18 protein-coding genes are annotated in these 21,261 nt (G+C 58.4%); 6 read left to right on the forward strand and 12 right to left on the reverse strand.

Features of this window, described 5'->3' with window-relative positions; genetic code table 11:
- Positions 1-3: 3 nt before the first annotated feature.
- Positions 4-834 carry an NAD(+) diphosphatase gene (nudC, locus tag AC1D19_RS19355; RefSeq protein ID WP_477764175.1) on the forward strand — a complete coding sequence of 277 codons (831 nt, stop codon included), beginning with the start codon at positions 4-6 and terminating at the stop codon, positions 832-834.
- Here nudC and AC1D19_RS19360 read toward each other — a convergent pair.
- The 3 genes from AC1D19_RS19360 to AC1D19_RS19370 all read right to left on the reverse strand — a co-directional run bounded on the left by AC1D19_RS19360 (position 802) and on the right by AC1D19_RS19370 (position 2,930).
- Positions 802-1,581, reverse strand: coding sequence for a TSUP family transporter (locus AC1D19_RS19360; protein WP_477764176.1), 780 nt, complete (start codon positions 1,579-1,581; stop codon positions 802-804). The genes nudC and AC1D19_RS19360 overlap by 33 nt on opposite strands.
- A gap of 252 nt (positions 1,582-1,833) precedes the next feature.
- Positions 1,834-2,310: a nuclear transport factor 2 family protein gene (locus AC1D19_RS19365; RefSeq protein WP_477754414.1), complete on the reverse strand. Its 477-nt coding sequence runs from the start codon at positions 2,308-2,310 to the stop codon at positions 1,834-1,836.
- 56 nt (positions 2,311-2,366) lie between these two features.
- Positions 2,367-2,930 (reverse strand): TetR/AcrR family transcriptional regulator, encoded by a 564-nt coding sequence (locus tag AC1D19_RS19370; RefSeq protein ID WP_477764177.1) that lies wholly within the window; start codon positions 2,928-2,930, stop codon positions 2,367-2,369.
- Between the two features lie 231 nt (positions 2,931-3,161).
- On the opposite strand from AC1D19_RS19370, the gene pssA reads away from it, so the two are divergent.
- Positions 3,162-4,505 (forward strand): CDP-diacylglycerol--serine O-phosphatidyltransferase, encoded by a 1,344-nt coding sequence (pssA, locus tag AC1D19_RS19375; RefSeq protein WP_477764178.1) that lies wholly within the window; start codon positions 3,162-3,164, stop codon positions 4,503-4,505.
- 153 nt (positions 4,506-4,658) lie between these two features.
- On the opposite strand, the gene efeO (AC1D19_RS19380) is transcribed toward pssA, so the two are convergent.
- The 5 genes from efeO (AC1D19_RS19380) to AC1D19_RS19400 all read right to left on the reverse strand — a co-directional run bounded on the left by efeO (AC1D19_RS19380) (position 4,659) and on the right by AC1D19_RS19400 (position 9,836).
- Complete coding sequence (gene efeO / locus AC1D19_RS19380; protein WP_477764179.1) at positions 4,659-5,483, reverse strand: iron uptake system protein EfeO; 825 nt, start codon at positions 5,481-5,483, stop codon at positions 4,659-4,661.
- A gap of 27 nt (positions 5,484-5,510) precedes the next feature.
- Positions 5,511-6,800: an iron uptake transporter deferrochelatase/peroxidase subunit gene (efeB, locus tag AC1D19_RS19385; RefSeq protein ID WP_477764180.1), complete on the reverse strand. Its 1,290-nt coding sequence runs from the start codon at positions 6,798-6,800 to the stop codon at positions 5,511-5,513.
- On the reverse strand, positions 6,797-8,017 hold the full coding sequence (gene efeO / locus AC1D19_RS19390) for an iron uptake system protein EfeO (RefSeq protein WP_477764181.1): 1,221 nt from the start codon (positions 8,015-8,017) through the stop codon (positions 6,797-6,799). The genes efeB and efeO (AC1D19_RS19390) overlap by 4 nt, the downstream gene beginning before the upstream one ends.
- Before the next feature lie 8 nt (positions 8,018-8,025).
- The gene (gene efeU / locus AC1D19_RS19395; protein ID WP_477764182.1) at positions 8,026-8,865 is read right to left on the reverse strand and encodes an iron uptake transporter permease EfeU; all 840 of its coding nucleotides are present in this window, start codon (positions 8,863-8,865) and stop codon (positions 8,026-8,028) included.
- 632 nt (positions 8,866-9,497) lie between these two features.
- Complete coding sequence (locus AC1D19_RS19400; RefSeq protein ID WP_223543149.1) at positions 9,498-9,836, reverse strand: DUF6124 family protein; 339 nt, start codon at positions 9,834-9,836, stop codon at positions 9,498-9,500.
- A 615-nt stretch (positions 9,837-10,451) separates the two neighbouring features.
- Between AC1D19_RS19400 and AC1D19_RS19405 the strand changes: the two genes are divergently transcribed.
- From AC1D19_RS19405 to AC1D19_RS19420, 4 genes are all read left to right on the forward strand, one after another.
- Positions 10,452-13,166: a glycoside hydrolase family 19 protein gene (locus tag AC1D19_RS19405; RefSeq protein ID WP_477764183.1), complete on the forward strand. Its 2,715-nt coding sequence runs from the start codon at positions 10,452-10,454 to the stop codon at positions 13,164-13,166.
- Entirely contained in the window at positions 13,163-14,431 is a 1,269-nt protein-coding gene (locus AC1D19_RS19410) for a hypothetical protein (RefSeq protein WP_477764184.1), read from the forward strand. Before AC1D19_RS19405 ends, AC1D19_RS19410 begins: the two co-directional genes overlap by 4 nt.
- Complete coding sequence (locus AC1D19_RS19415; RefSeq protein WP_477764185.1) at positions 14,401-15,660, forward strand: hypothetical protein; 1,260 nt, start codon at positions 14,401-14,403, stop codon at positions 15,658-15,660. Before AC1D19_RS19410 ends, AC1D19_RS19415 begins: the two co-directional genes overlap by 31 nt.
- Before the next feature lie 317 nt (positions 15,661-15,977).
- The gene (locus tag AC1D19_RS19420; RefSeq protein ID WP_477764275.1) at positions 15,978-16,994 is read left to right on the forward strand and encodes an AraC family transcriptional regulator; all 1,017 of its coding nucleotides are present in this window, start codon (positions 15,978-15,980) and stop codon (positions 16,992-16,994) included.
- A gap of 35 nt (positions 16,995-17,029) precedes the next feature.
- Here the strand turns inward: AC1D19_RS19420 and AC1D19_RS19425 are convergent, their stop codons facing one another.
- From AC1D19_RS19425 to AC1D19_RS19440, 4 genes are all read right to left on the reverse strand, one after another.
- Positions 17,030-17,500 (reverse strand): LEA/WHy family protein, encoded by a 471-nt coding sequence (locus AC1D19_RS19425; RefSeq protein WP_477764186.1) that lies wholly within the window; start codon positions 17,498-17,500, stop codon positions 17,030-17,032.
- Between the two features lie 57 nt (positions 17,501-17,557).
- Positions 17,558-19,030: a nucleobase:cation symporter-2 family protein gene (locus AC1D19_RS19430; RefSeq protein ID WP_477764187.1), complete on the reverse strand. Its 1,473-nt coding sequence runs from the start codon at positions 19,028-19,030 to the stop codon at positions 17,558-17,560.
- A gap of 98 nt (positions 19,031-19,128) precedes the next feature.
- Positions 19,129-19,836 (reverse strand): HPP family protein, encoded by a 708-nt coding sequence (locus tag AC1D19_RS19435; RefSeq protein WP_477764188.1) that lies wholly within the window; start codon positions 19,834-19,836, stop codon positions 19,129-19,131.
- Positions 19,837-19,995: 159 nt separating this feature from the next.
- Positions 19,996-21,174, reverse strand: a complete 1,179-nt coding sequence (locus AC1D19_RS19440) for an MFS transporter (RefSeq protein ID WP_477764276.1) — start codon at positions 21,172-21,174, stop codon at positions 19,996-19,998.
- Positions 21,175-21,261: the final 87 nt, after the last annotated feature.

A 21,261-nucleotide genomic window follows, 5' to 3' on the forward strand; every position in this document is an offset into this window, starting at 1 on the left:
ACCATGATTCCTCGCTGGACCACCGCAGTACTGGACACCGATCAACCCGGCGGCTGGGCCATTGCGCGCAGCCCCGAAGGCTTTCTGTTCGATGACAATGGCGCACTGTTCGCGCGCGAATGGCTCAAACGTCAGGACCTGTCGATTCTCGCCGAGCATGGCATCGGTCATCTCGATGGCGAGCCGGTCTATCTGCTGGAGCTGCGCAGTCAAAGCGAAGTGCCGGGCTGCAACTGGAAAGGCCTGCGGGCGTTCATGCTGGAGGGCGATCACACGGTCTACAAGGTGCTCGGTTACGCCGCACAGATCGGCACCTGGGCCCGCGAGCATCGTTTTTGCGGCAATTGTGGGCAGGCGACCCATCAGGTGGTGCGTGAGCGGGCGATGTACTGCGAGCCGTGTGACTTGCGCTATTACCCGCGGATTTCGCCGAGCATGATCGTGCTGGTGACCCGCGGCGACGAGATTCTGCTGGGGCGTTCGCCGCGTTTTGTGCCGGGGGTCTACAGCACCCTGGCCGGGTTTGCCGAACCGGGCGAATCGGCCGAGGACTGCCTGATTCGCGAGGTTCGCGAAGAGGTGAGCATCGAGGTCCGGAACATCCAGTACATGGGCAGCCAGTGCTGGCCGTTCCCGCACTCGATGATGCTCGGCTTTCATGCCGAATACGCCGGCGGCGAGATCGTCTGTCAGGAAGACGAGATCGAGGACGCCCAGTGGTTCAACGTGCACGAGCTGCCGCCGTTGCCGGCGTCACGCTCGATTGCCCGTTACCTGATCGACCTCTATGTGGCGCGGCGTTTAGGCCACGCTGAACCAGTGCTGCCAGGCTAGGCGCACGGTCAGGCCCAGCACCACGGTGATGAACACCGGGCGAATGAATTTCGCACCGCCGCTGATGGCGGTGCGGGCACCAAGGAACGCGCCGACCATCAACGACGAGCCCATGCACAGGCCGATGATCCAGTCCACCTGACCGGAAAAGATGAAGATCGACAGCGCTGCCGCGTTGCTGACGAAGTTCATGCTGCGCGCCACGCCGCTGGCCTTCACCAGGTCGACGGGGTAGAGCAGCAGGCTGCTGACGGTCCAGAACGCGCCCGTGCCGGGACCGGCCACGCCGTCATAGAAGCCGAGGCTGAAGCCCTGGGTCGACTGCCACTTTTTCTTGATCGGTGCATCGCTGTCCACTGGCGCTTTCGGCGTGCCGCCAAACAAAAGATAAACGCCACAGGCGAAGACGATCACCGGCAGCATTTTGTTCAGCCACTCCGCCGGCAGGTAGTGCGCGACCACGGCACCGGTCAGCGCGCCGACCAGTGTACCGATGATGGCGTGTACCCATTGCGCGGGGTGGAACAGCTTGCGGCGGTAGAAGGTGAAACTGGCAACCGCCGAGCCGAAGGTCGAGCTGAGTTTATTGGTGCCCAGCACCAGGTGCGGCGGCAGGCCTGCGGTCAACAAGGCCGGGGTGGTCAACAGCCCACCGCCACCGGCGATGGCGTCGATGAAACCGGCAACAAAAGCGACAAGGGCCAGGATGGCCAGGGTGGAGAGGTCAACGCTGAGTTCGAAAGGCATGGGCTCGGCTTATTCGGCGGGTGCAGAAAGGGCTGCGGGGAAGGGGCGACATATTACCCATAACCCCTTCCGACGGCGACCGCTCATGCATTCTGGCTATGTGCGGGTACTGCGTCAGGCCGCGATCTGTCGATCCCGCGGTATGTAGGAGCTGCCGCAGGCTGCGATCTTTTGATCTTTAGAAGCAAAGTCAAAAGATCGCAGCCTGCGGCAGCTCCTACAGGGGGTGAAGCAAAAGCTTGCGATGTGTGTTTACAGGCCCAGATCCGACAGCCCCGGATGATCGTCAGGACGACGCCCCAGCGGCCAGTGGAACTTGCGCTCGCTTTCCTTGATCGGCATGTCGTTGATGCTGGCGAAGCGGTGGGCCATCAGGCCGTCCTCGTTGAACTCCCAGTTTTCGTTGCCGTAGGAGCGGAACCAGTTGCCCGAGTCGTCATGCCATTCATAGGCATAACGCACGGCGATGCGGTTGTCGGTAAAGGCCCAGAGTTCCTTGATCAGCCGATAATCCAGTTCCCTGGCCCATTTGCGGGTCAGGAAAGCTTTGGCTTCTTCGCGGTTGTGGGCGAACTCGGCGCGATTGCGCCATTGAGTGTCCAGGGTGTAGGCCAGGGACACGCGCTCGGGGTCGCGCGAGTTCCAGCCGTCTTCAGCCAGGCGAACTTTTTCAATCGCCGATTCACGGGTGAAAGGGGGTAATGGCGGACGAACTTCGGCATCAGACATTTCAAGTCTCCGTATCAAGTTAAAGTTCAAACATTGTGTCGAGCTTGATTGAGTTGCTACAGGTCCAATAACTTTCGCGCCATGCATTGCGCATTATCGGCGGCACTGTGATCACCCATTACAAGCGCCACGGTAATGGCACCATCGATCAGGATCAGCAGTTGTCTGGCCAGCGTCTGCGGATCCTCGGCACCATATTCGGTACACAGCTCGCACACGTAGTCGAGCAGCTTCTGTTTATGCTCTTTGGCGACCAGGCGCACCGGGTCTTGCGGGTCGCCGGTTTCGCCACTGGTGTTGATGAAAGCGCAGCCGCGGAAACCGTCGGAGGCGAACCAGGACTTGAGTACGGTAAACAGGTTGAGCAGTCGCTCGGCCGGGGTTCGTGCCTGGCCGACTGCGCCTCTGTACCAGTGCATCCAACGCTGGTCGCGGCGTTGCAGGGCGGCCACCACCAGTTCGTCCTTGTTGGCGAAGTAGCGGTAGATGCTTTTTCTGGAGACGCCGGCGGTTTTCACCAGAAGATCCATGCCAGTGGCGGCTATGCCACTTTTGTAGATCAACTTTTCGGTGACATCCAGAATGATGTCGCGTGTGTCATTGCTGATGATTTCGTTCATGTGGCTAACAGTAGAATGATCGTTCTCCATGGTCAATGGGTGTTTTTGTAGTGCCTGATAAATGGTCTTCGTCGGAACGCCGCCCGGAGCTGGCTCGCTCCCACAGGAGAATGCATTTCAATGTAGGAGCGAGCCTGCTCGCGAAGGGGACATTACAGACGGTAACAAGACCCGAACCTTTGCATGGTGTAAGCTCTCGGGTTCTTCGGATTCGACCCAATTGCGAGCCCTATGCCGTCGCTTTTCAAACGCTCCCTGCTGCCCAAGTTGCGCAGTTTTCCGCTGGCGGCCGATGCCGTTAGCGTTCTCTCCGGCGCTGCAGAATTCCGTCATTGCCTGTTGGAGAAAATCGCCAGCGCGACCCGGCGCATTTACATCGTTGCGCTGTACCTGCAACAGGATGAAGCCGGCCAGGAAATTCTCGATGCCTTGCACGCGGCCAAGCTGGCACGTCCGGAACTGGACGTGGTGGTCGTCGTCGACTGGCTGCGCGCCCAGCGCGGCCTGATCGGTGCCGGCAAGCAACCGGGCAACTCCGCCTGGTATCAGGAAATGACCCGCACCCACGAAAGTGTTGTGCCGGTCTACGGCGTTCCGGTACAAACCCGCGAACTGTTCGGCGTGTTGCACCTGAAAGGTTTCGTGATCGATGACTGCGTGATCTACAGCGGCGCGAGCCTGAACAACGTCTATCTGCACAAGTTCGACAAGTACCGCTACGACCGCTATCACCTGCTGCACAATCGTGATCTGGCCGATTCGATGCAGCACCTGGTGCAGCACGGCCTGGTGGCTTCCAAGGCGGTGCACCGCCTCGACCTGCCGAACCTGCCGACCACCCGCAGCCTGCGCCATGACATCGGCGACCTGCGCAGCCGCCTCAAGCACGCGGCCTACGACACCACGCGGGGCACTACCGACCGGACCGGTTTGTCTGTCAGCCCCTTGCTCGGCGTCGGCAAGAACAATCCGCTGAACCGGGTGATCTGCGAACTGATCGCCAGCGCCCAGCAGCAACTGACCATTTGCACACCGTACTTCAACCTGCCGCTGGCGATCATCCGCGAGATCAACCGCGCACTGGCCCGTGGGGTGAAGATCGACATTGTGGTCGGCGACAAGACCGCCAACGATTTCTACATTCCGCCGAGCGAACCGTTCCGGGTCATTTCGGCGCTGCCGTACCTGTACGAAATCAGCTTGCGCCGGTTTGCCAAGCGCCATCAGCGCAACATCGACAGTGGGCAGTTGAACCTGCACCTGTGGCGTGATGGTGACAACACCTATCACCTCAAGGGCATGTGGATCGACCGGCGCTATACCTTGCTGACCGGCAACAACCTCAACCCGCGGGCGTTTCGACTCGATCTGGAAAACGCCTTGTTGATCGATGATCCCCATGGCGAACTGCTGGAGCCGCGTCACAACGAGCTGACAGAGATCTTCCAGCACACCCGGCGAATCGAGCATTTCCAGAACCTGGAGACCCTGGCCGAGTACCCGGCGGGCGTGGCCAAGTTTCTCAAGCGTGTGAGCCGTGTGCGGATCGAGCGCTTGCTCTACCGCATCCTGTAAATCCGGTGGACTTCAGAAAAGCAATCGTCGGAACGCCGCCCGGAGCAAGCTCGCTCCCACAGGGTTTGGTGTCGGCCACAATGTTGTGTTCGACCCCGATCCACTGTAGGAGCGAGCTTGCTCGCGATGAGGACCTTACCGGCGCTGCAAAACTCAGTTCAGCCCCAGTTTCCCACGCAGCGTCGACAAATCTTCAGCCAAAGTATTGACCGGGCCAACGAGCGCCTTGCGGTCGACGTCCTTCACTTTGTCGTAGGTCTCGAACCCGCCGTCCTGGGTCTTGTACTTGGCCAGGATCTTGTCCACGGTGGCGAAGTTCTTGTCGACCTTGGCCACGAACGCCGCATCCTGCTTCTCGATCTGCGGACGGAACAGGTCGACGATTTTCTTCGCACCGTCGATGTTGCCCTGGAAGTCATAGAGGTCGGTATGGCTGTAGCGGTCTTCTTCGCCGGAGATCTTGGTCGCCGCCACTTCTTCGAGCAGCGCAGCGGCACCGCCCACGACTTTCTCAGGCGGGAAGGTCAGGCCGGCGACGCGGGTTTGCAGGTCTTTCACGTCTTTGTTCAAGTCGTCAGCCAGTTCGCCCAGGTCTTTGGTGCTCTTTTGCGAAAACAGCGAGTACTCGAGCCGGTGGAAACCGGTGAAGTCTTCGGCCTCCACGCCTTTCTCATGATCGTCGACGCGGGAGTCGATGGACGCATCCAGGTCACTGAACAGCTCGGCAATCGGCTCGATCGACTCGTAGTAGACGCGAGTCGGCGCGTAGAGTTTTTGCGCGGTGGCCAGGTCGCCCTTTTTCACGGCGTCGGTGAATTGCCGGGTGTGGCTGGCCAGTTCATCCAGTTGCTCGGTCACGTAAATCTTGTAGTCCGAAACCGGCCCCACCAGGTCCAGCGGCGCTGTCGCCGCGAAGGTCGAAAGCGAAGTGTTGAGCAAGCCAAGGGTCAGCGTTAACGCGAGGGGCGACTTTTTCATGGGGCGGTTCCGTTAGTGTTGTATTGGTCAGGCGGTTGTTTTTGGTTGTGTGGCATCGAGCAGCGAGCGACCAATGAAATCCTGCTCGCCGGTGACACCGGGCAAGGTGAAGAAGTAGCCGCCGCCGACTGGCTTGAGGTATTCCTCCAGCGGTTCGCCGTTGAGCCGGGTTTGCACGGTGATGAAGCCTTTCTCCAGGTCGGCCTGATAGCAGATGAACAGCAGGCCCATGTCGAGCTGGCCGTTCTTGTTCACGCCGTTGGAGTAGTTGAACGGCCGACGCAGGATCAGGTTGGCCCGGGTCGCGGCGGTGCGCGGGTTGGCCAGGCGAATGTGCGCGTCAAGTCGGGTCAGCTTGCCTTGCGGGTCTTTGCTGTAGTCCGGCACTGCGGATTCGTGGGCACCGCCCATGGGCGCACCGGTGCTTTTGACCCGGCCGAGAATGCTTTCCTGTTCCTGCAACGGCGTGCGGTCCCAGCGCTCGACGAAGTTGCGGATGATCCGCACGGCCTGATAGCTGCCATTGGCTGCCCACGCCGGCTCATCGCTGCCGGGCTGCACCCAGACGATGCTGTCCATGGCCTTGGCGTCGTTGGAATCGGGGTTGGCCGAACCGTCGCGGAAACCGAGGAAATTGCGCGCGCTCTGTGCCGGCACGCCGGATTTCGCCGGGGCCTGGGGCGGCACACTGCCTTCCTGTTTCCAGCGCACCAGCAGCAAGTCCGGCAGGTTTTTCACGATGTCGCGCAGGGCGTGGATATTGGTGTCGGTGGTGTTGGCACAGAACTGGAGGCTCAAGTCGCCGTGGCAGCAATCGGCTTCCAGCGCGTCGTTGGGGAAACCGACCATGCGCACCAGTCGCTTGGGCTTGGCGGCGGCCAGGCCGAAACGTTCGTCGAACAGCGATTCGCCCACCGACACGGTGATGGTCAGGTTATCCGGGGTCACCACCGGACCGAGGATGCCCGAGTCCACAGGCGGCAGCTTCGGATCGACCTGGGCCACCGGGCCGCCCTGCATCAGGAACGCAATGCGCTGGTTCAAGGTGCGAAACAGCCGCTCGAGGTCTTCACGGTCGCTGGCCAACACATCGAACGACACCAGCATGCCGGCCGCCGGGCGCGGCGTGACGATGCCGGTCTGGTGCCTGCCATGGAACGCGTGACGGTCGAAGGTTTTGTCGCTGCTCGGTGCTTCGGTGACTTGCGCGGGGCTGGCGGCGATGGCCGGGCAACTGAGCGCTGAGCCGGCGAGGGCGGCGCCCATGCCCATCAGTACGCGGCGGCGCTGGAGATTGAATTGCTCTGGATCGTTCATCGGTTTGCGTCTTCTGCTGACAGGCCGGAAAGGCCAAGGGCGGGATCGATTGCATCGAGTGCGGTGGCCAGTGCCTTGGCCTTGTCGGCGATCTGTTGGCGCTGCTCGGCGCTGACGCTGTCGTAGCTGGCATAACCGTCGCCGACCTTGAAACCATTGAGTTCGGCGTCGAAGGCGTTGAGGGCAGCGTCGATTGTCGGCAGCAGCCCGGCCGCGGATTTGCTCAGCAACGGACGCAACAGGTCGACGACTTTGCGGGTGGCGTCGAGGTTGGCGGCGAAGCCGTTCAGGTCGCTATGGCTGTAGCGTTCTTCTTCGCCGCTGCTGGCGCGTACATCGGCGATGCCGTTGAGATTGCGCACCATGATGCTCACCAGTTGCTCCGGCGGCAGTGACTGGGCCAGCAACTGTTGTTTGAGGGTGGTGACGTCCGTCAGCAGTCGCTGGGCAATCGGTGCCAGGTCCGCGAGTTCACGTTGTTGAAACAGTGCGTACTCGATGCGATGGAAACCCGTGAAGCCCGGGTCCTGCTCGCGTTTTTCGAAATAGTCGGCGCGAGCATTGATGGCGTTATCCAGCTCCGCCAGGCGTTGAGCGGCAGGCGCCACATGCTGATACGCCGCGCGCGCCGGAACATATAGGGCTTGCGCCTGGCTCAGGTCGCCGGACTCGATGGCTTGCTGAAGGGCGGCGACGGCTTTGATCAGCGCAGTGCTCTGGCTGCTCAGGTACACGCGGAATTCCGACAGCGGCCCGACAAACGCGACCATCGACGGCCTGGATTTGGCGGCAGCCTCGGAGGCGGCTGTCGGCGTGACATGCAAGGTGCCACGGGGGTTGTTCAGCAGTCCGCAGGTGATGCTGTAGTCGCCGGGCAGCAGGTTGGCGTTGATCACCTGGCTCAAACCGGGGGCGATGTTTTCCCGTTCTTCGATCACCAGCACACCGTCGAGGATTTCCCATTCCACGGCGCGGTCGGAGCGGTTGACGATGCGAAAGCTGGCGCGACCGGCCGGGATGGTGAGCGCATTGGGTTCACAGCTGTGCGGGTGGATGGTCACCACCACCTCATCTTGGTTGGCCTGGCGTTTGGCCGCCGCGATTTTCGCGGCGTAGTAGAACAGGCCGCCGGCGGCGATCATCACGATCACCGAGCCGGCCACCGCCCAGCGCAAGGCGCGGGGAGGGGAAGCCTGGGGTGGGGCTTGATTTGGCATGGGAGCCCTTACTGGCTGGAAACGGAAGAGGATTGCCGGGCGGGTGCGCCGGCCGGGGTGAAGAACATCCCCAGCGCCACCAGCAGATAGATCAGATACGCGCCCAGGGTGCTGACGGTCGGGGCGTCCTGGTAACCGAACATGCCGGCCAGCACCGAACCCAACGGGCCGTCCATCGGCAGTGTCGCGCTGACGTCGAACAGCACGGTTTGCAGGTGGTTCCACAGCCCGGCTTCATGCAGCGCCTGCACTGAGTTGGCGAGGATGCCGGCCGCCACCACGAGGATGAACAGGCCGGTCCAGCGAAAGAACGCCGCAAGATTGAGGCGCATGCTGCCGCTGTAGATCAAAAAGCCGATGACGATGGCCAGGACCAGGCCGAGCAGGGCGCCGATCGGTGCCGCCGGGCCTTGGCTTTGCTGGAACACGGCGAGCAGGAAGAACACCGTTTCCAGGCCTTCGCGGGCCACGGCGAAAAACACCATGGCGATCAGCGCAATCACCTGGTGCCCGGAACCGGTCAACGCGTGGTCGAGGGACGCGTGCAATGAATGTTTGATCGAACGCGCCACCCTGCGCATCCAGAACACCATGGAGCTGAGAATGCCGACGGCCATCAGCCCGACGATGCCTTCAAACAGCTCCTGTTGTTTCTGCGGAAACTCGGCACTGAGCAGTTCCAGGCCACCGCCCACCAGCAGGGCGAGGGTGACGGCAAGAAACACCCCGATCCACATCGCCGGCAGCCATCGGCCGCGACCGGTCTGTTTGAGGTAACTGGCGATGATGCCAACGATCAACGCGGCCTCGACACCTTCGCGCAGCATGATCAAGAAAGGAACAAGCATTCAGCGGCGTCTCGAACTTAGTTAGGGAGCTAAGTTGTAACATAATGACACTCATTCACATATGGTATTGATTGGCAGTTACCTGAACCTAAGCTGAACGATCCTGAAGATCACGCTTTACCCTGTAGGAGCTGGCTTGCCAGCGATGGCGGCCTGATTGCCGACTATTTTCCATGAGGTGTACATATCCGTTGCTGCGGTCATGGCCACTTATGGTTCCGCTCTTACAGCGGGTCACTTTGGAAAAGCCCCAAAGTAACCAAAGGGCTCTTGCCCCTGTCGTTCGGTGCCTCGCCTAGGCTCGGCATGCCCTCGCTCCGGTCCTGCTCCGTGGGCCCGCCGCCATCGGCCATCCATGGCCGGGGGCGGCTAACCCGGCATCCATGCCGGGTTACCCACTGAGCAGAACCTGCGCTCGGCCTCTCGAGGGGGCAAGAAGATCAAAAACCAAAGCCAAAGCGAGGCGGCCTACCGGCCGGCCTGATCGCGGAATTCGTTCGCCTGTGAAAAACCTGGTCGGCTGGTAGGCGTCATCGCTGGCAGTCTCTCCCACAGGTCTTGCGTACACCCGCAAAATGGCGGTTGCACAGGACTCATGTAGGAGCTGCCACAGGCTGCGATCTTTTGCTCTTCTACTCAGGCGGATCAATTCGATCCAGCGCCCGATTCACCGCCAGTTCTCCCAGCATGATGACTTGCGCGATACCCAAGAGCGTATTGCGACTCGATCCCTCCGTCCGGTCCGCCAGATCCATCGTCATGACATTGGCAGAGGCCAGCGATTCGCACGCGTGGGCCAGGAGGCTTTCGGTATCGAGTTCAGGATTAACGAAAAACATCGTGCATAGTTTGCGTGGAGCGTCTCGGATATCGGCTGCAGAGGGAATGGTGGCGGTGGGGTCGAGGGGATTATTGGTTCTGGAGGACGTTGTCGGATCAGTATCCGGCGGGCTTGGCGTTACCTTGAACATTTCTTAGATTCCTGATTTGTGCCGGCACCAGTTCCCTACTAAAGAAAGGGGTGGCAGCTGTACGCAGGTTAGTAGACCGGGGAATCTAAGAAGCCGGCGCGCCCAAGGGCGCCCTACGTACAGCCACCATCAAACCGCAGGCGCAATGCCTGACTGATAGAAGCGTTGTACGACTTAGATTTAACCACGGGCTACTAAACCCGATCACTGACAATCAGTGACGCGAATCAAGTTACCGAGCGGTCCCAGGGCGCACAAGCCGGCGGATTCTGGCGTAACCGTAGGCAACGACGCAAGGTGATGTAGCTTTCGTGAAGTAACCTCGAAGGCGTTTAAACAAGTAGCCGCTCGCTCGCAAAACCGCTGAAACCAAACGCCGAAAACCCCTCACCGCAACCAGTCGACAAGACCGTACAAAAACTGACGGACCGGGCGCGCAGCCTTCCCGGACCCATCCTACGTGCCTTGTAGATATTTCCTATTTGAACGCTTACCAGCTTCTAGAAAGCTGTCGGGCCGTCATCGCTCTGCATTGACCGAGCATGAATTTGATCCCCTGGGACGTACGCATCTCCCTGGTTGACCCCTTTTGCAAAACAAGGAGCGACATACAACATGGCCAGCGTTCTTTCTCGACTGTTTGGACTCCACAAGTACGACACGACTTCGCGTTCTGATGCACCGCAGATCTCAATCTTGCCCGAGCCGGCGGCAGTGCCCGCCACCCGTACACTGCGCCCCGTGGAAAACTGGTGCCATCCGTTCAAGGACACCCGCGATCCGCTGATGCAACTGACCCAACTGGCCAAAGCGGTGGCTGGCTATTACCCACTTGGACGTAGCGGCCTGTGGCACGGCGGCGTGCACTTCGACAGCGGCACCGCCGGCACCCTGGAGCAATCCAGCGTGCATTGCCTGGCCGACGGCGAAGTGGTGGCCTACCGCATCGATACGCAGTCGCCGACAACCGCTTACTTCGCCAACGATCGAACGGTCGAGAAACCCTTTTCGCGCAACTTCGTATTGGTTCGCCATCACCTTCAACCGCCGAAGATCGAAAGCAGCCAGGACACTCCACCGAGCCTGACTTTTTATAGCCTCTACATGCATCTGCAAGATTGGGCGAAGTACCAGAAGGATTCCACCCTCGCTCGCCCGAAATTCTGGCCCGAGCATCCGACCTTTCGCGTCAAGCAGACGGCAAATGACGTCCTTCCCGGCCAGCCTGAACAGCTTGGTTTGAAGGTGTACAACAAGTCGAATGGTCAGCTAATCGATTTTCTGCCGCGAGGCGCCGAAGTGGCTATCAGTGGCACCGGACCATTTCGCAGGTTGGAGAGCAGCCTGGGGCCGGCAAAACTGCTCAACCCCGATGGCTCGATCAAGGGCTATCTCTCTACTCAGGTGCTCAAACACCCAGACCGCAAAGAAACCCGCATCAGTTCGTCGAAGAGGACAGTCAACGTCCGGGCCGAACCGGTGATTGCCGATAACGTAATTTTCGATTTACCGCTTGAATCGGAGGTCACGGTCAGTGGCGAAGGCGAGTTTCGCAAGCTCGAACGCATCAACCAGTATGTACATTTTGACTCGCTGGAAAGTGCCATTGAGCCGGTAGCGACAGATCAGATCGTGGTGCTTGACCAGCCTGTCGCAATCAAGGCAGGTGACCTCATCGGCCATCTTGGCCTGTATCAGGACGGCGGCGCGAATCAGCCGGACGAGAAGCTCCACCTGGAAACCTTCAGTGGTGATGACGTTGAGGAATTCATCGAAGCCAGTCGATTGTGGGCCCAACGCCTGCCGGAGAAAGACAGGACCTGGCTGAAGCTCCCTATGGGCACGCCCGTAGTACCTCCTGAAGGAAATACCACGGCTGCGCTATTGCAGGCATCGAGTGCTTCCAGCCCGCGCAGTGCTGCCGATTTGCTGGTCCCCAAGAAGCTGCTCGATGATCTGCCGGCGGACCGAAAAATCCAGGTGCCCGCGAGCCCGACACGCAAAGCTCGCACCTGGTATTACCTGAAACATTTGCTTCACGACGCCGACAACAATCTTCTTGATGGCTGGGTGTGTGAAGAGCCAGGCGTAACGCCTTGGGTCAGTCCGTGGGCCTGGGAAGGCTATGACGTCATCATCGACTACAGCAGACCCAAACACTTGCTGGCCTCTTTTCTCAGCACCATTGGCCGTTTCAGCGACGAGGAACGCGAGCGCTATCGTGCCATTGCCGAAAAAGACGACAAGGGCCCGATGAAAAGGCGGTTGTACGAAATCATCGGTCGCAACCCCGACGGCACGCTAACGGTCTCTGAATTGCTGGCGGCCCTTGAGCGACCGGCTCATGCGCAGTCGATTTCGCAGATGATTCTGTACAAGGAAAGCGAGTGGTTTCAGCAGCCGAAGATATGGGACGCACTGGATGAGTTGCTAGGCCATAGCGGCTCGACACCGCACTTGAATTGGCTGGCGGAGAAGCAGCGGATTGCGCAGATGGGGTGGTGGAGGGAGGTTGCGGAAAAGGTCGGGTTGCCTTCTTGGGGGAGTGCTTATCACTTTCATCCGATTGGGTTGGTGGGGATTTTTAGCAGTAACCGATTTAAGTTTTCCCTTGAAACTATGAAAAGCATTTATCCGACGCTCCGTGAAGATCGATACGGTGATTTGCAGAAAATCGCTGACGAGTTAAACGCAAATCTCGATTTTTTCAAGTTAGATACTCCGTTGCGAAGAGCTCATTTTTTTGCACAGATAAAACAAGAAACAGGGGAGGATTTATCGGTAGATGAAAGTTTCGCGTATAAATCCAGCGCGTTGATTGACTTGTTCAGTTATTTTCGGAGTAACCCGGAAGAAGCCGGGCGATACGGGTACAAAATTAAGACAGGAAAAATCAAAGAAAACGGCGCGCCTATGACCCGAGTCGATTACGAGGCCATCGCTAATGGCGCCTATGGGGGGCGTACCGAACTTGGCAATCGAGGGGTTTCAAGCGGTGATGGGTGGAGGTATAGAGGGCGAGGTTTGAAGCAGTTGACAGGGTTACACAATTACACACTATTTCAACGTTGGCACTCAAAGTATTCGGCGCAGTGGCCAAACGATAATGCAGATTTTGTTGTGAATCCTGATTTGTTGTTGGAGATGAAATATGCAGTTCGATCGGCTGCGAGTTTTTGGCTGAATAATGAGTTATATAAAATAGCAGATAAAGGCAGCGCTTTGGATGTTGTGGATTCAATAACCACTGTTGTAAATAAACATACAGCGAGCCACCCAGATAGAAGGGAGTACTTTGTTGACCTGTTAAAGAAAGGGAGTTTAAATTGAAAAAAATACTGATGGTTTTTTTGGCTGTTGCATCTTTTGTGAGTCTTAAGGTTTGGGCGAGGGATCCATACGTAGACATAAATTCAACAATGTGCACTGAAGGGGAGGATATTTACATTGGTTGCGCATTTAATCCCGGTCAGGATCAATGCAACTATGTAGGGAGAGTTGCGTCAATTTGCGCGAAGGCCAATACATCTCCTGATAGTGGCTATGTACAGTATCGCTTTGGTAAACCGTCCTACGGTCTTGGTCCGGCAAGCGTAGAGTTGCAGTATCCAGAGAAAAAAACACCTCCCAAAGGAATATTCACGATTTACAATTCGACAAACCATGAAAGTAACGGGGTAGCTCTTCGCTTTACAAAGGGAAATTACCTGTACTCCTTCGAAAGTCTGAACTCCTTGAGCTATAAAGTTGTTGCAAAAAAACAAGGTGAAAAGGTTTTCAATAAAAATTGTGATCTCCCTGGTTTAAATTATTTACCCGATAGTGCATATCGAGGCATCCAAACGATAGAGCTTGGCCCAAAAAAAATATCCGGGGCGAATAAATGCAGCGGTATTGGTCTTCGGGAGGCTTATAGCTCTATGGAGCTAGATAGAGTGAATGCATGTATTGTCTACACAAAAACTAATTTGCAAGCAGATGCGCAATTGTTTCGTGAGACTGATGGAATATCCCTTTATTCAGTTATTTTATCTGAAAACCCAAAGCTTGTTTATGAGTTTCCATACTTGGGTACGGGAGGAGTAATCACTGACGCATTTTTTCTTCCCGTTGGTGAAGGGGGAGAAGAGCTGTTGTTCGTCGTACATCGCATGGAGATGCCAAAAATATGGGATCCGGCAAGCGATATTTACGATGTAAGTGTTTTTAGGTTGGAGGCGGATACTCTAATTCTGGACAAGAAGCTCACTCGTTTTTTTCATTTGGGTGGGGATGAGGTGGATAAGCAAGGGGGAACTACGTATGTGTATCCGTATAAAGACAAAAAAAGTGTTCAGAAGACGGCGGGGTCGCCTTTGTTTCAAACCATCCTTACTGGCAAAGTAATAAACGGCTCCATTATGGAAAAAGCATCTCTTTATGATGGCGGTTCGGAACCGTTGCTGCAGTATTCACCAAAGATGTATTTAATTAAGGGGGACAAGGTTTTAGTGGAGGATTCGTGGGGCGGATGGTGCAAGGTCTCATACCAAGCGAAAGTTGAAATAATTACAAAGTGGGTGCAATGCAAGTCGATAAATTTTTCGGCGAGTTAGGTGAAGTCATGCCAATCAGACTGGATAAAATTCCGCCTCTCGCACTGCGTCCTCAACCACCTCGATTTTTACTTTGGCTCGGCCTGTTGTTGCTGTTCTGTTTGCTGGGCGTCGGAGGCACGCTGTTGTTCGGCGACGAAACCGTACCCCAGCGGCCTTCGGATTTCTGGAGCCTGGCCTTGGGCATCCCAATCCTGGGTTGGTGCGTGCTGGGATTCGGGCGAGTGCTGTTGTACACCGGTGAAGAGGGTGCCGCCGATGGCTGGGATGAGGCTCGCGAAAAAGACATGAGCCGAAAGATGCGTCAGGGGCGTCGCTCGCAACAGGTGTTTGGCGTGAGCGTGCAGACTGCTCTTGCAGAACCTGCGGATGATCCGGAAATACAGCTGGACGCTCTGCTGAGTGGGACGAAGGCGCTGAAGTCACAAGCGTCCAGGGTGGATGGATCAATACTTCGCCATAGTTGTTTATCTAACGATGCAGATGAAAACCCGGAAGCAATATTGCTGAGTGTATGGGCGCAGACACTCGCCGACCTGGCGCCGACTTTGGCGCAGTTGCCTGATGATCAACCGTTGGCCCTGTTGCTGGATGTCGATACCGGTTTGCCGGAGCAGCAATGGCGCCGAGTGTGGCGACAGGCATGGCGCGAATCCGGTATTCGCCAACTCATAACCCCCGTCGATGGTCGCGGGCTGACTGCATTGGACCAGTGGCTGGACAAGCGTATTGCTGATCGGGAGTTGTTGTTGGTTTTGGCCGTGCACTTTGCGCCGCAGCAGCCGGATGGCACGGCGGAAGTTGCCGTCGGGTTGCTGTTTGGTAACCGTCTGACGCAAACCACGTTATCGCCGATAGCCTTACTTCATCGGCCGGAGCAGGCGCGCAAGCCCATCTCCGATGACCTGCTTTACGCTACGCGACAGGCGATTGAGTGGGCGCCGCTTGAAACGAGATCAGTCGAACAGGTTTGGCGAGCAGGTATTGATGTTCGGGGGAAGGCCGCCATTGCACGCGTGATGACTGAAGTCCCCATGTCTGTCGATAGGTCGGGATTGTGCGACCTTGATGCAATGTTGGGTCATCCAGGCTGTGCTTCGTCTTGGTTGGCCATAGCTGCCGGGACGCAGGCGATTCGGCGCGGTGCCGGGTCGCAATTTATCTACAGTGGTGGCGCGGTTGCGGCTGGACTGTGGGGAACGGTGCTGATTCCGGCATCATCACTTTGAGGAAGAGGGCTCGCAGTCAGAGTTGTTTGCGCTGTTTATCGAGTGGTTGCGCAGGCACTGACTTTTCAGGTTGCCAATTACCTGTAGGAGCGAGCCTGCTCGCGAAGAACCCGAGAGCACCGCGTTTATCCAGGAAGCGCATGCCATCGTTCACTACCATCGCGAGCAAGCTCGCTCCTACAGGTGTAATTGATCGATTACAGATTTTTCAGCCAATCCAACACCCGCAGGGTTTCGTTGCCCACAGGAACAGCGTCAGGCGAGCGGTTTCAGCTAATATGCCCCCACTCGAACAAGAACAGGCCTTGCCGCGATCCATGTCGGAAAAAGACACCATCAGCGCACAACTGCTGCGTGAAGCACTGCTGCAAAGTTGCGCCCCGGGAGCCGCCACCGAAGAGGTGTTGCACAAGCTCGGAATCGACCCGCGGTTACTGGACAGCAGCGATGCCCGCCTGCCGGCCACCACCTATGCGAAGTGCTGGCGGCTGTTGGCACGGCGCGGGGATGACGAGTTTTTTGGCATGGACCCGCGCAAGCTAAAGTCCGGCAGTTTTGCCTTTCTGTGTCGCACGGCCATGCTCCAGCCCAACGTGGCGGCGGGACTGACCTGCGGCCTGGACTTTCTGTCGTTGATGCTTGAGCACTTGCCGGCGCAGCTGGTGCGTCAGCAAAGCCTGGCGGAAATCGTCCTGCTGGAGGACGACAAAGACCCGCGCCGGGCCTTCACCTATTTCACCTACTGGATGATCGTGCATGGCGTTGCCTGCTGGCTGGCAGGGCGGCGGATTCCGATTTTGGCCATCGAACTGCGCTGTTCGAAGCCGGATTTCTGCGATGACTATCAGGTGATGTTTTCCGAGAACCTGCGCTTCGACCGCCCGCGCACGCGGATGATTTTCTCCGCCGATTGCCTGGACCTGCCCATCAAGCGCAGCCCTGAAGAACTCGAGCGATTCCTGGCCCGTGCGCCGGCGAACATTCTGGTGAAATACCGCGACCCGCAGAGCCTGGCCAGCCGCATCAAACACGACCTGCGCCACCTGCCGGCCGAACACTGGCCGGAAACCGAAGCCCTGGCGCAACGCCTGTGCATGTCGGCTTCAACCTTGCGCCGCCGACTGGCCGAAGAAGGGCAAACCTACCAAGGCCTCAAGGACGGCGTGCGCAAGGAACTGGCGATTGTCTGGCTGGCCGAGCCGGCGATCAGCTTCAGCGAAATCGCCACGCGGCTGGGGTTCGCTGACGTCAGTTCGTTCTACAAGGCGTTTCGCAAATGGTCGGGGTCAAATCCGGGGCATTACCGCAGCCTGATTCTCAATGACAGCGAGTAGGTTCAGCAGCGCAACGGTCATTTCTTCGCAGGCTGTTAACGGCTGCCAGTGGTCGATCCCGGCAGATTGAGCGTGCCACTGTCCACGAAGCGCATGGTGTTGAACAGGCCACCCGAGAGCTTGCCATGCAGGATATAAGGCATGTTGTTGAGCGTTTTCATCTGGCTGATGCCATAGGTCTGGCGGACCATCGAAAACGCCGAAACGCTGACCGGTACGCTCACGACGACGTCGGAAAAACGCCCGATCGTGCCCCTCTCATCGGTGACGCCAGAGGCGAAGGGCTGGCCGTTGATGTCCAGATCCAGCGCGACACCGCTGTAGGTGACGGTGATGTCATTGGGGTTCTGCACGCGGATTCTCACGGCAAAGCGCACTTCCATGCCTTCGCCTTGCAGGGGCTCGACGCCCACGACGTTGATTTTCAACGGGTCTCGATTGGGCAGCGAGGAACAGGCGCTCAGGCAGAGCAGGAGGGAAATCAGGACCGCGTGGAGGCTGCGCATGGACGTGCTCTCATCTGAAATGGGCTGAACCGCCAGCGGCTCAGCCCTTGAGCCCGTCTAGCGGTTTGACTGTGCGACAACCGCAGCCTTCGCGGGTTCATCCCTGGCGGTCATATCGGGGTTCTGCATCACCTGAAGCACGGAGGCTTCCGGGTCGAATTCGTCTTCCTCCAGCTCGATGAACTCCTCAGGCAGGAAGATATTAAGAACGATAGCGCACAGCGCGCCGACGGTGATGGGCGATTCGAAAATGTTGTGCAGGGCCTTGGGCAGTTCACGCAAGACTTCCGGCACCGCGGCTACACCCAGGCCCATGCCGAGGGAAATCGCCACGATCAGCATGTTGCGCCGATGCAGGCCGGCCTCGGCGAGAATCTTGATTCCGGCCACGGCGACGGTGCCGAACATCACCAGTTCCGCGCCACCCAGCACCGGTTTGGGCATCAACTGCAATACCGCGCCGATCATCGGGAACAGGCCAAGCATCACCAGCAAACCGGCAATGAAAAACGCCACGTAACGACTGGCCACGCCAGTGAGCTGGATCACCCCGTTGTTCTGGGCGAAGGTCACCATTGGCATGCTGTTGAACACCGCCGCCATGGCCGAGTTGAGGCCATCGGCGAGCAGGCCGGACTTGATCCGGCGGATGTACACCGGGCCTTTGACCGGTTGCCGGGAGATCATCGAGTTGGCCGTGAGGTCGCCGGCGGCCTCCAGCGGCGAAACGAGGAAAATCACCGCCACCGGAATGAACGCCACCCAATCGAAGGAGAACCCGTACTTGAACGGTACCGGTACGCTCACCAGCGGGACTTCGGGCAGGCTGTGGAAATCCACCTGGCCCATGAGCCATGCCACTACGTAACCCAGGGTCAGGCCGATGACAATTGCCCCCAGGCGCAGAAACGGCACGTCCACCCGGTTCAACACCACGATGGTTCCCAGTACCAGCGCCGCGAGGGCCAGGTGACTGGCAGCGCCCAGGTCCGGGGCGCCGAAGCCTCCGGCGATGTCGGTCATGGCCACCTTGATCAGCGACAGGCCCATCAGCGTGATGATCGTTCCGGTCACCACCGGGGTGATCAGCATGCGCAATTTACCGATGAACTGGCTCAACACCACCTCGATGAACGCGGCAAAAAAACACACGCCGAAGATGGTCGAGAGAATTTCATCGGTGCCGCCGCCCCGGGCCTTGACCATGAAGCCGGCGCTGAGAATCACACTGATGAACGAGAAACTGGTGCCTTGCAGGCACAACAGGCCGGAGCCCACCGGACCGAAGCGCCGTGCCTGTACGAAGGTGCCCAGGCCAGAGACGAACAGCGCCATGCTGATCAGGTAAGGAATTTCACTTTGCAGGCCCAGGGCGCTGCCCATGATCAGTGTCGGGGTGATGATGCCGACGAAACTTGCGAGCACGTGTTGCAGGGCGGCGAAGACGGTGGCGGTCAGATGCGGGCGGTCATCAAGGCCGTAAATCAGGTCGCTGTGGCGTGGAGCGGGGGCTTTTTCGGAGGCGGTCATGGTGGTTTGCGTGCCAGAAGGCGGGCCGGGTCAGAAAATGGAGGCGCAGGATGCCAGAACCGCCCGACCACGGCAAAAGAACCTCCAAAAACAGCGACTTACAGGCGCGGGGCGAACACCTCGGCCACGCTACGGCGTTTGGCGTGCAGTTGGCTGGCCTGGATCAACTGTTCGAGGTCTTCGGGCGTGACATCATAGAACGCTTCCATGTCGGCCAGCGCCAGTTTCAGGTCTTCGGCGGTGATGGCCTGACGGTCGACCGGCGGGTGATCGGCAGGAATCCTGGCCACCGGCTCGCTGGCACTCTTGGGATAGCGAATGCGGGTCAGGTTGTTGTAGGCCAGGGCGCAGAGCAGCATCGTCGCCGCGCCAAGCATCACCGGTGCAATGGCTTTCCAGTCCATGGCAATGGTCGCCGGATCGGCCAACACCAGGGTCAGGGCCAATGCACCGGCTGGTGGATGCAAACACCGTAGCCAGCACATCAGGATCAACGCCATGCCCGCGGCCAGGCAAGCGCTACCGAGGGTTCGGCCCAACACATGGGCCACCAGCAACGCAATCACCCCGGCGCTCAAGTAGCCGCCGAGAATCGACCAGGGTTGGGCGAGCGCGCCTGAAGACACGGCAAACAACAGCACCGCCGACGCCCCCAGCGGACCGATCAGGTGCTGCGCCACCTCAATACCGAACACCAGGCCACACAGCCACACGCTGACCAGCGTCCCCAAGGCCATGCCGATGGCGGCGCGACTCCATTCGGTGGGGCGGGTGTTGATGGCGGCGGGCAACCAGCGAGCAAGCATTCCGAGAAAACTCCGGCAGAAAAAATCCAGACAAAAAAAGGGCTTGGCTGGGGAACCCAGAAAGCCCTTGAAGTTGTTCCAACTGTTGGGGGAGGAACGCGCACAGTGTGCCGTTCAATCCCGCTACTGACAAATTCATATTAATGAGCTTTCAGTGCATTAATTTTGCTTTAAAGCGCCCCGTCGGCCGCTTGTATAGCACAGCAAACCACCCAGGGCCGCGAGTGCACTCAAGGCATAAAACATCGTCGGCGCCGGGGTGTGCATCAGCATGAAGCCGCAAATCACCGGGCTTAGCGCACCGCCAAGGGCAGCAAGGTTTTGCGCACCGTAGTAGCTGCCCCGCAGTTCTTCCGGAGCGAGGGTGTCGACGAACAGGAACTCCGCCGGGTAAATGATCATTTCGCCGAGGGTGAAAATGAACATCGCCACGCACCAGCTCACCAGGCTATCGGCCAGGCTGAAGCCGATCAGTCCGAGAATGAACAGACCGGTGCCGGCGACGATCCATTGGCGCAGTTGCTCACGCTTGAGAAAACGCCCGATCTGGTATTGCAACAAGATCACGCTGATTGCGTTGCAGGCGAGCAGGGCGGCCATGATTTCCATGGTGTGTTGGGGGTTACTGGTCACCAGCAGATACTGCGACAGGTAAAACGTGAAGCGTCCGTGCACCACAGTGCTAAGCAGGCAACCGGCGGTGAACATGATCAGGGTGCGGTCGTTTTTCAGGGTAATCAGGGTTTTGAGAAAGCTCTGCGCCTGACCGGTGAGAGAAACACTGGCCGGGTCCCCGGGAATGCCGGTCATCAGGAAAATACTGAAAAAAGCGATGGCCGCAGCTATCAGGAATGGTGCGCTCGCAAAGGCACCGGCAATCAGCACACCGAGCATCGGCCCGACAGCGTAGCCAATATTGGTCAGCGTATAGCTCAAGGAAAACGCCTTGGCGCGCTGACCCACAGGCAGGTTTTCACTGAGAATCGCTTTCGAGCCGATCAGAAACAGCGCCGACGCGGTTTCGGTGACGATCAGGGTCATCGTGGTCAGGTAAAGGTTTTCGGCGAATGTCAGCAGCACCAGGCCGATGGCGCTGGAAAGCATGGCGAGGATCAGCAGCCGGCGTTTTTCGAAGCGATCGATGATGTAGCCGCCGTAGAGGGAGAGCAGGGTGGCGACGAACACCGCAATGCCGAGCAGCAAGCCAACGTCCTGTTGGTTGAGGCCAAGTTTGTCGCTGATGAACAGTGTGAGCAGCGGGCTGGTGATGGCGCGGCTGACGACGATGGTCAAAGAGCAGATCAGCAGGCGGCGGATGAGGGGGGAGTAGGTGGTCACGGCGTGAATGTCCTTATTCAATCGGGCCGGCATCAGCCCGGTCGTGAGCGCTACTACTCTGGCAGTCGGACACTCGGTCTTTGCTAC

The sequence above is a fragment of the Pseudomonas sp. P1_C12 genome (genome assembly GCF_056406435.1).

What these genes read in the sequence shown, in the direction of transcription:
- AC1D19_RS19365 (WP_477754414.1), bottom strand. Translation starts at nt 2,310, where the DNA reads ATGTCTGATGCCGAAGTTCGTCCGCCATTACCCCCTTTCACCCGTGAA.
- efeU (WP_477764182.1), bottom strand. Translation starts at nt 8,865, where the DNA reads ATGCTTGTTCCTTTCTTGATCATGCTGCGCGAAGGTGTCGAGGCCGCG.
- efeO (WP_477764179.1), bottom strand. Translation starts at nt 5,483, where the DNA reads ATGAAAAAGTCGCCCCTCGCGTTAACGCTGACCCTTGGCTTGCTCAAC.
- AC1D19_RS19420 (WP_477764275.1), top strand. Translation starts at nt 15,978, where the DNA reads ATGTCGGAAAAAGACACCATCAGCGCACAACTGCTGCGTGAAGCACTG.
- AC1D19_RS19370 (WP_477764177.1), bottom strand. Translation starts at nt 2,930, where the DNA reads ATGAACGAAATCATCAGCAATGACACACGCGACATCATTCTGGATGTC.
- pssA (WP_477764178.1), top strand. Translation starts at nt 3,162, where the DNA reads ATGCCGTCGCTTTTCAAACGCTCCCTGCTGCCCAAGTTGCGCAGTTTT.
- AC1D19_RS19405 (WP_477764183.1), top strand. Translation starts at nt 10,452, where the DNA reads ATGGCCAGCGTTCTTTCTCGACTGTTTGGACTCCACAAGTACGACACG.
- AC1D19_RS19360 (WP_477764176.1), bottom strand. Translation starts at nt 1,581, where the DNA reads ATGCCTTTCGAACTCAGCGTTGACCTCTCCACCCTGGCCATCCTGGCC.
- nudC (WP_477764175.1), top strand. Translation starts at nt 4, where the DNA reads ATGATTCCTCGCTGGACCACCGCAGTACTGGACACCGATCAACCCGGC.
- AC1D19_RS19430 (WP_477764187.1), bottom strand. Translation starts at nt 19,030, where the DNA reads ATGACCGCCTCCGAAAAAGCCCCCGCTCCACGCCACAGCGACCTGATT.
- efeO (WP_477764181.1), bottom strand. Translation starts at nt 8,017, where the DNA reads ATGCCAAATCAAGCCCCACCCCAGGCTTCCCCTCCCCGCGCCTTGCGC.
- AC1D19_RS19425 (WP_477764186.1), bottom strand. Translation starts at nt 17,500, where the DNA reads ATGCGCAGCCTCCACGCGGTCCTGATTTCCCTCCTGCTCTGCCTGAGC.
- AC1D19_RS19400 (WP_223543149.1), bottom strand. Translation starts at nt 9,836, where the DNA reads ATGTTCAAGGTAACGCCAAGCCCGCCGGATACTGATCCGACAACGTCC.
- AC1D19_RS19435 (WP_477764188.1), bottom strand. Translation starts at nt 19,836, where the DNA reads ATGCTTGCTCGCTGGTTGCCCGCCGCCATCAACACCCGCCCCACCGAA.
- AC1D19_RS19415 (WP_477764185.1), top strand. Translation starts at nt 14,401, where the DNA reads ATGCAAGTCGATAAATTTTTCGGCGAGTTAGGTGAAGTCATGCCAATC.
- efeB (WP_477764180.1), bottom strand. Translation starts at nt 6,800, where the DNA reads ATGAACGATCCAGAGCAATTCAATCTCCAGCGCCGCCGCGTACTGATG.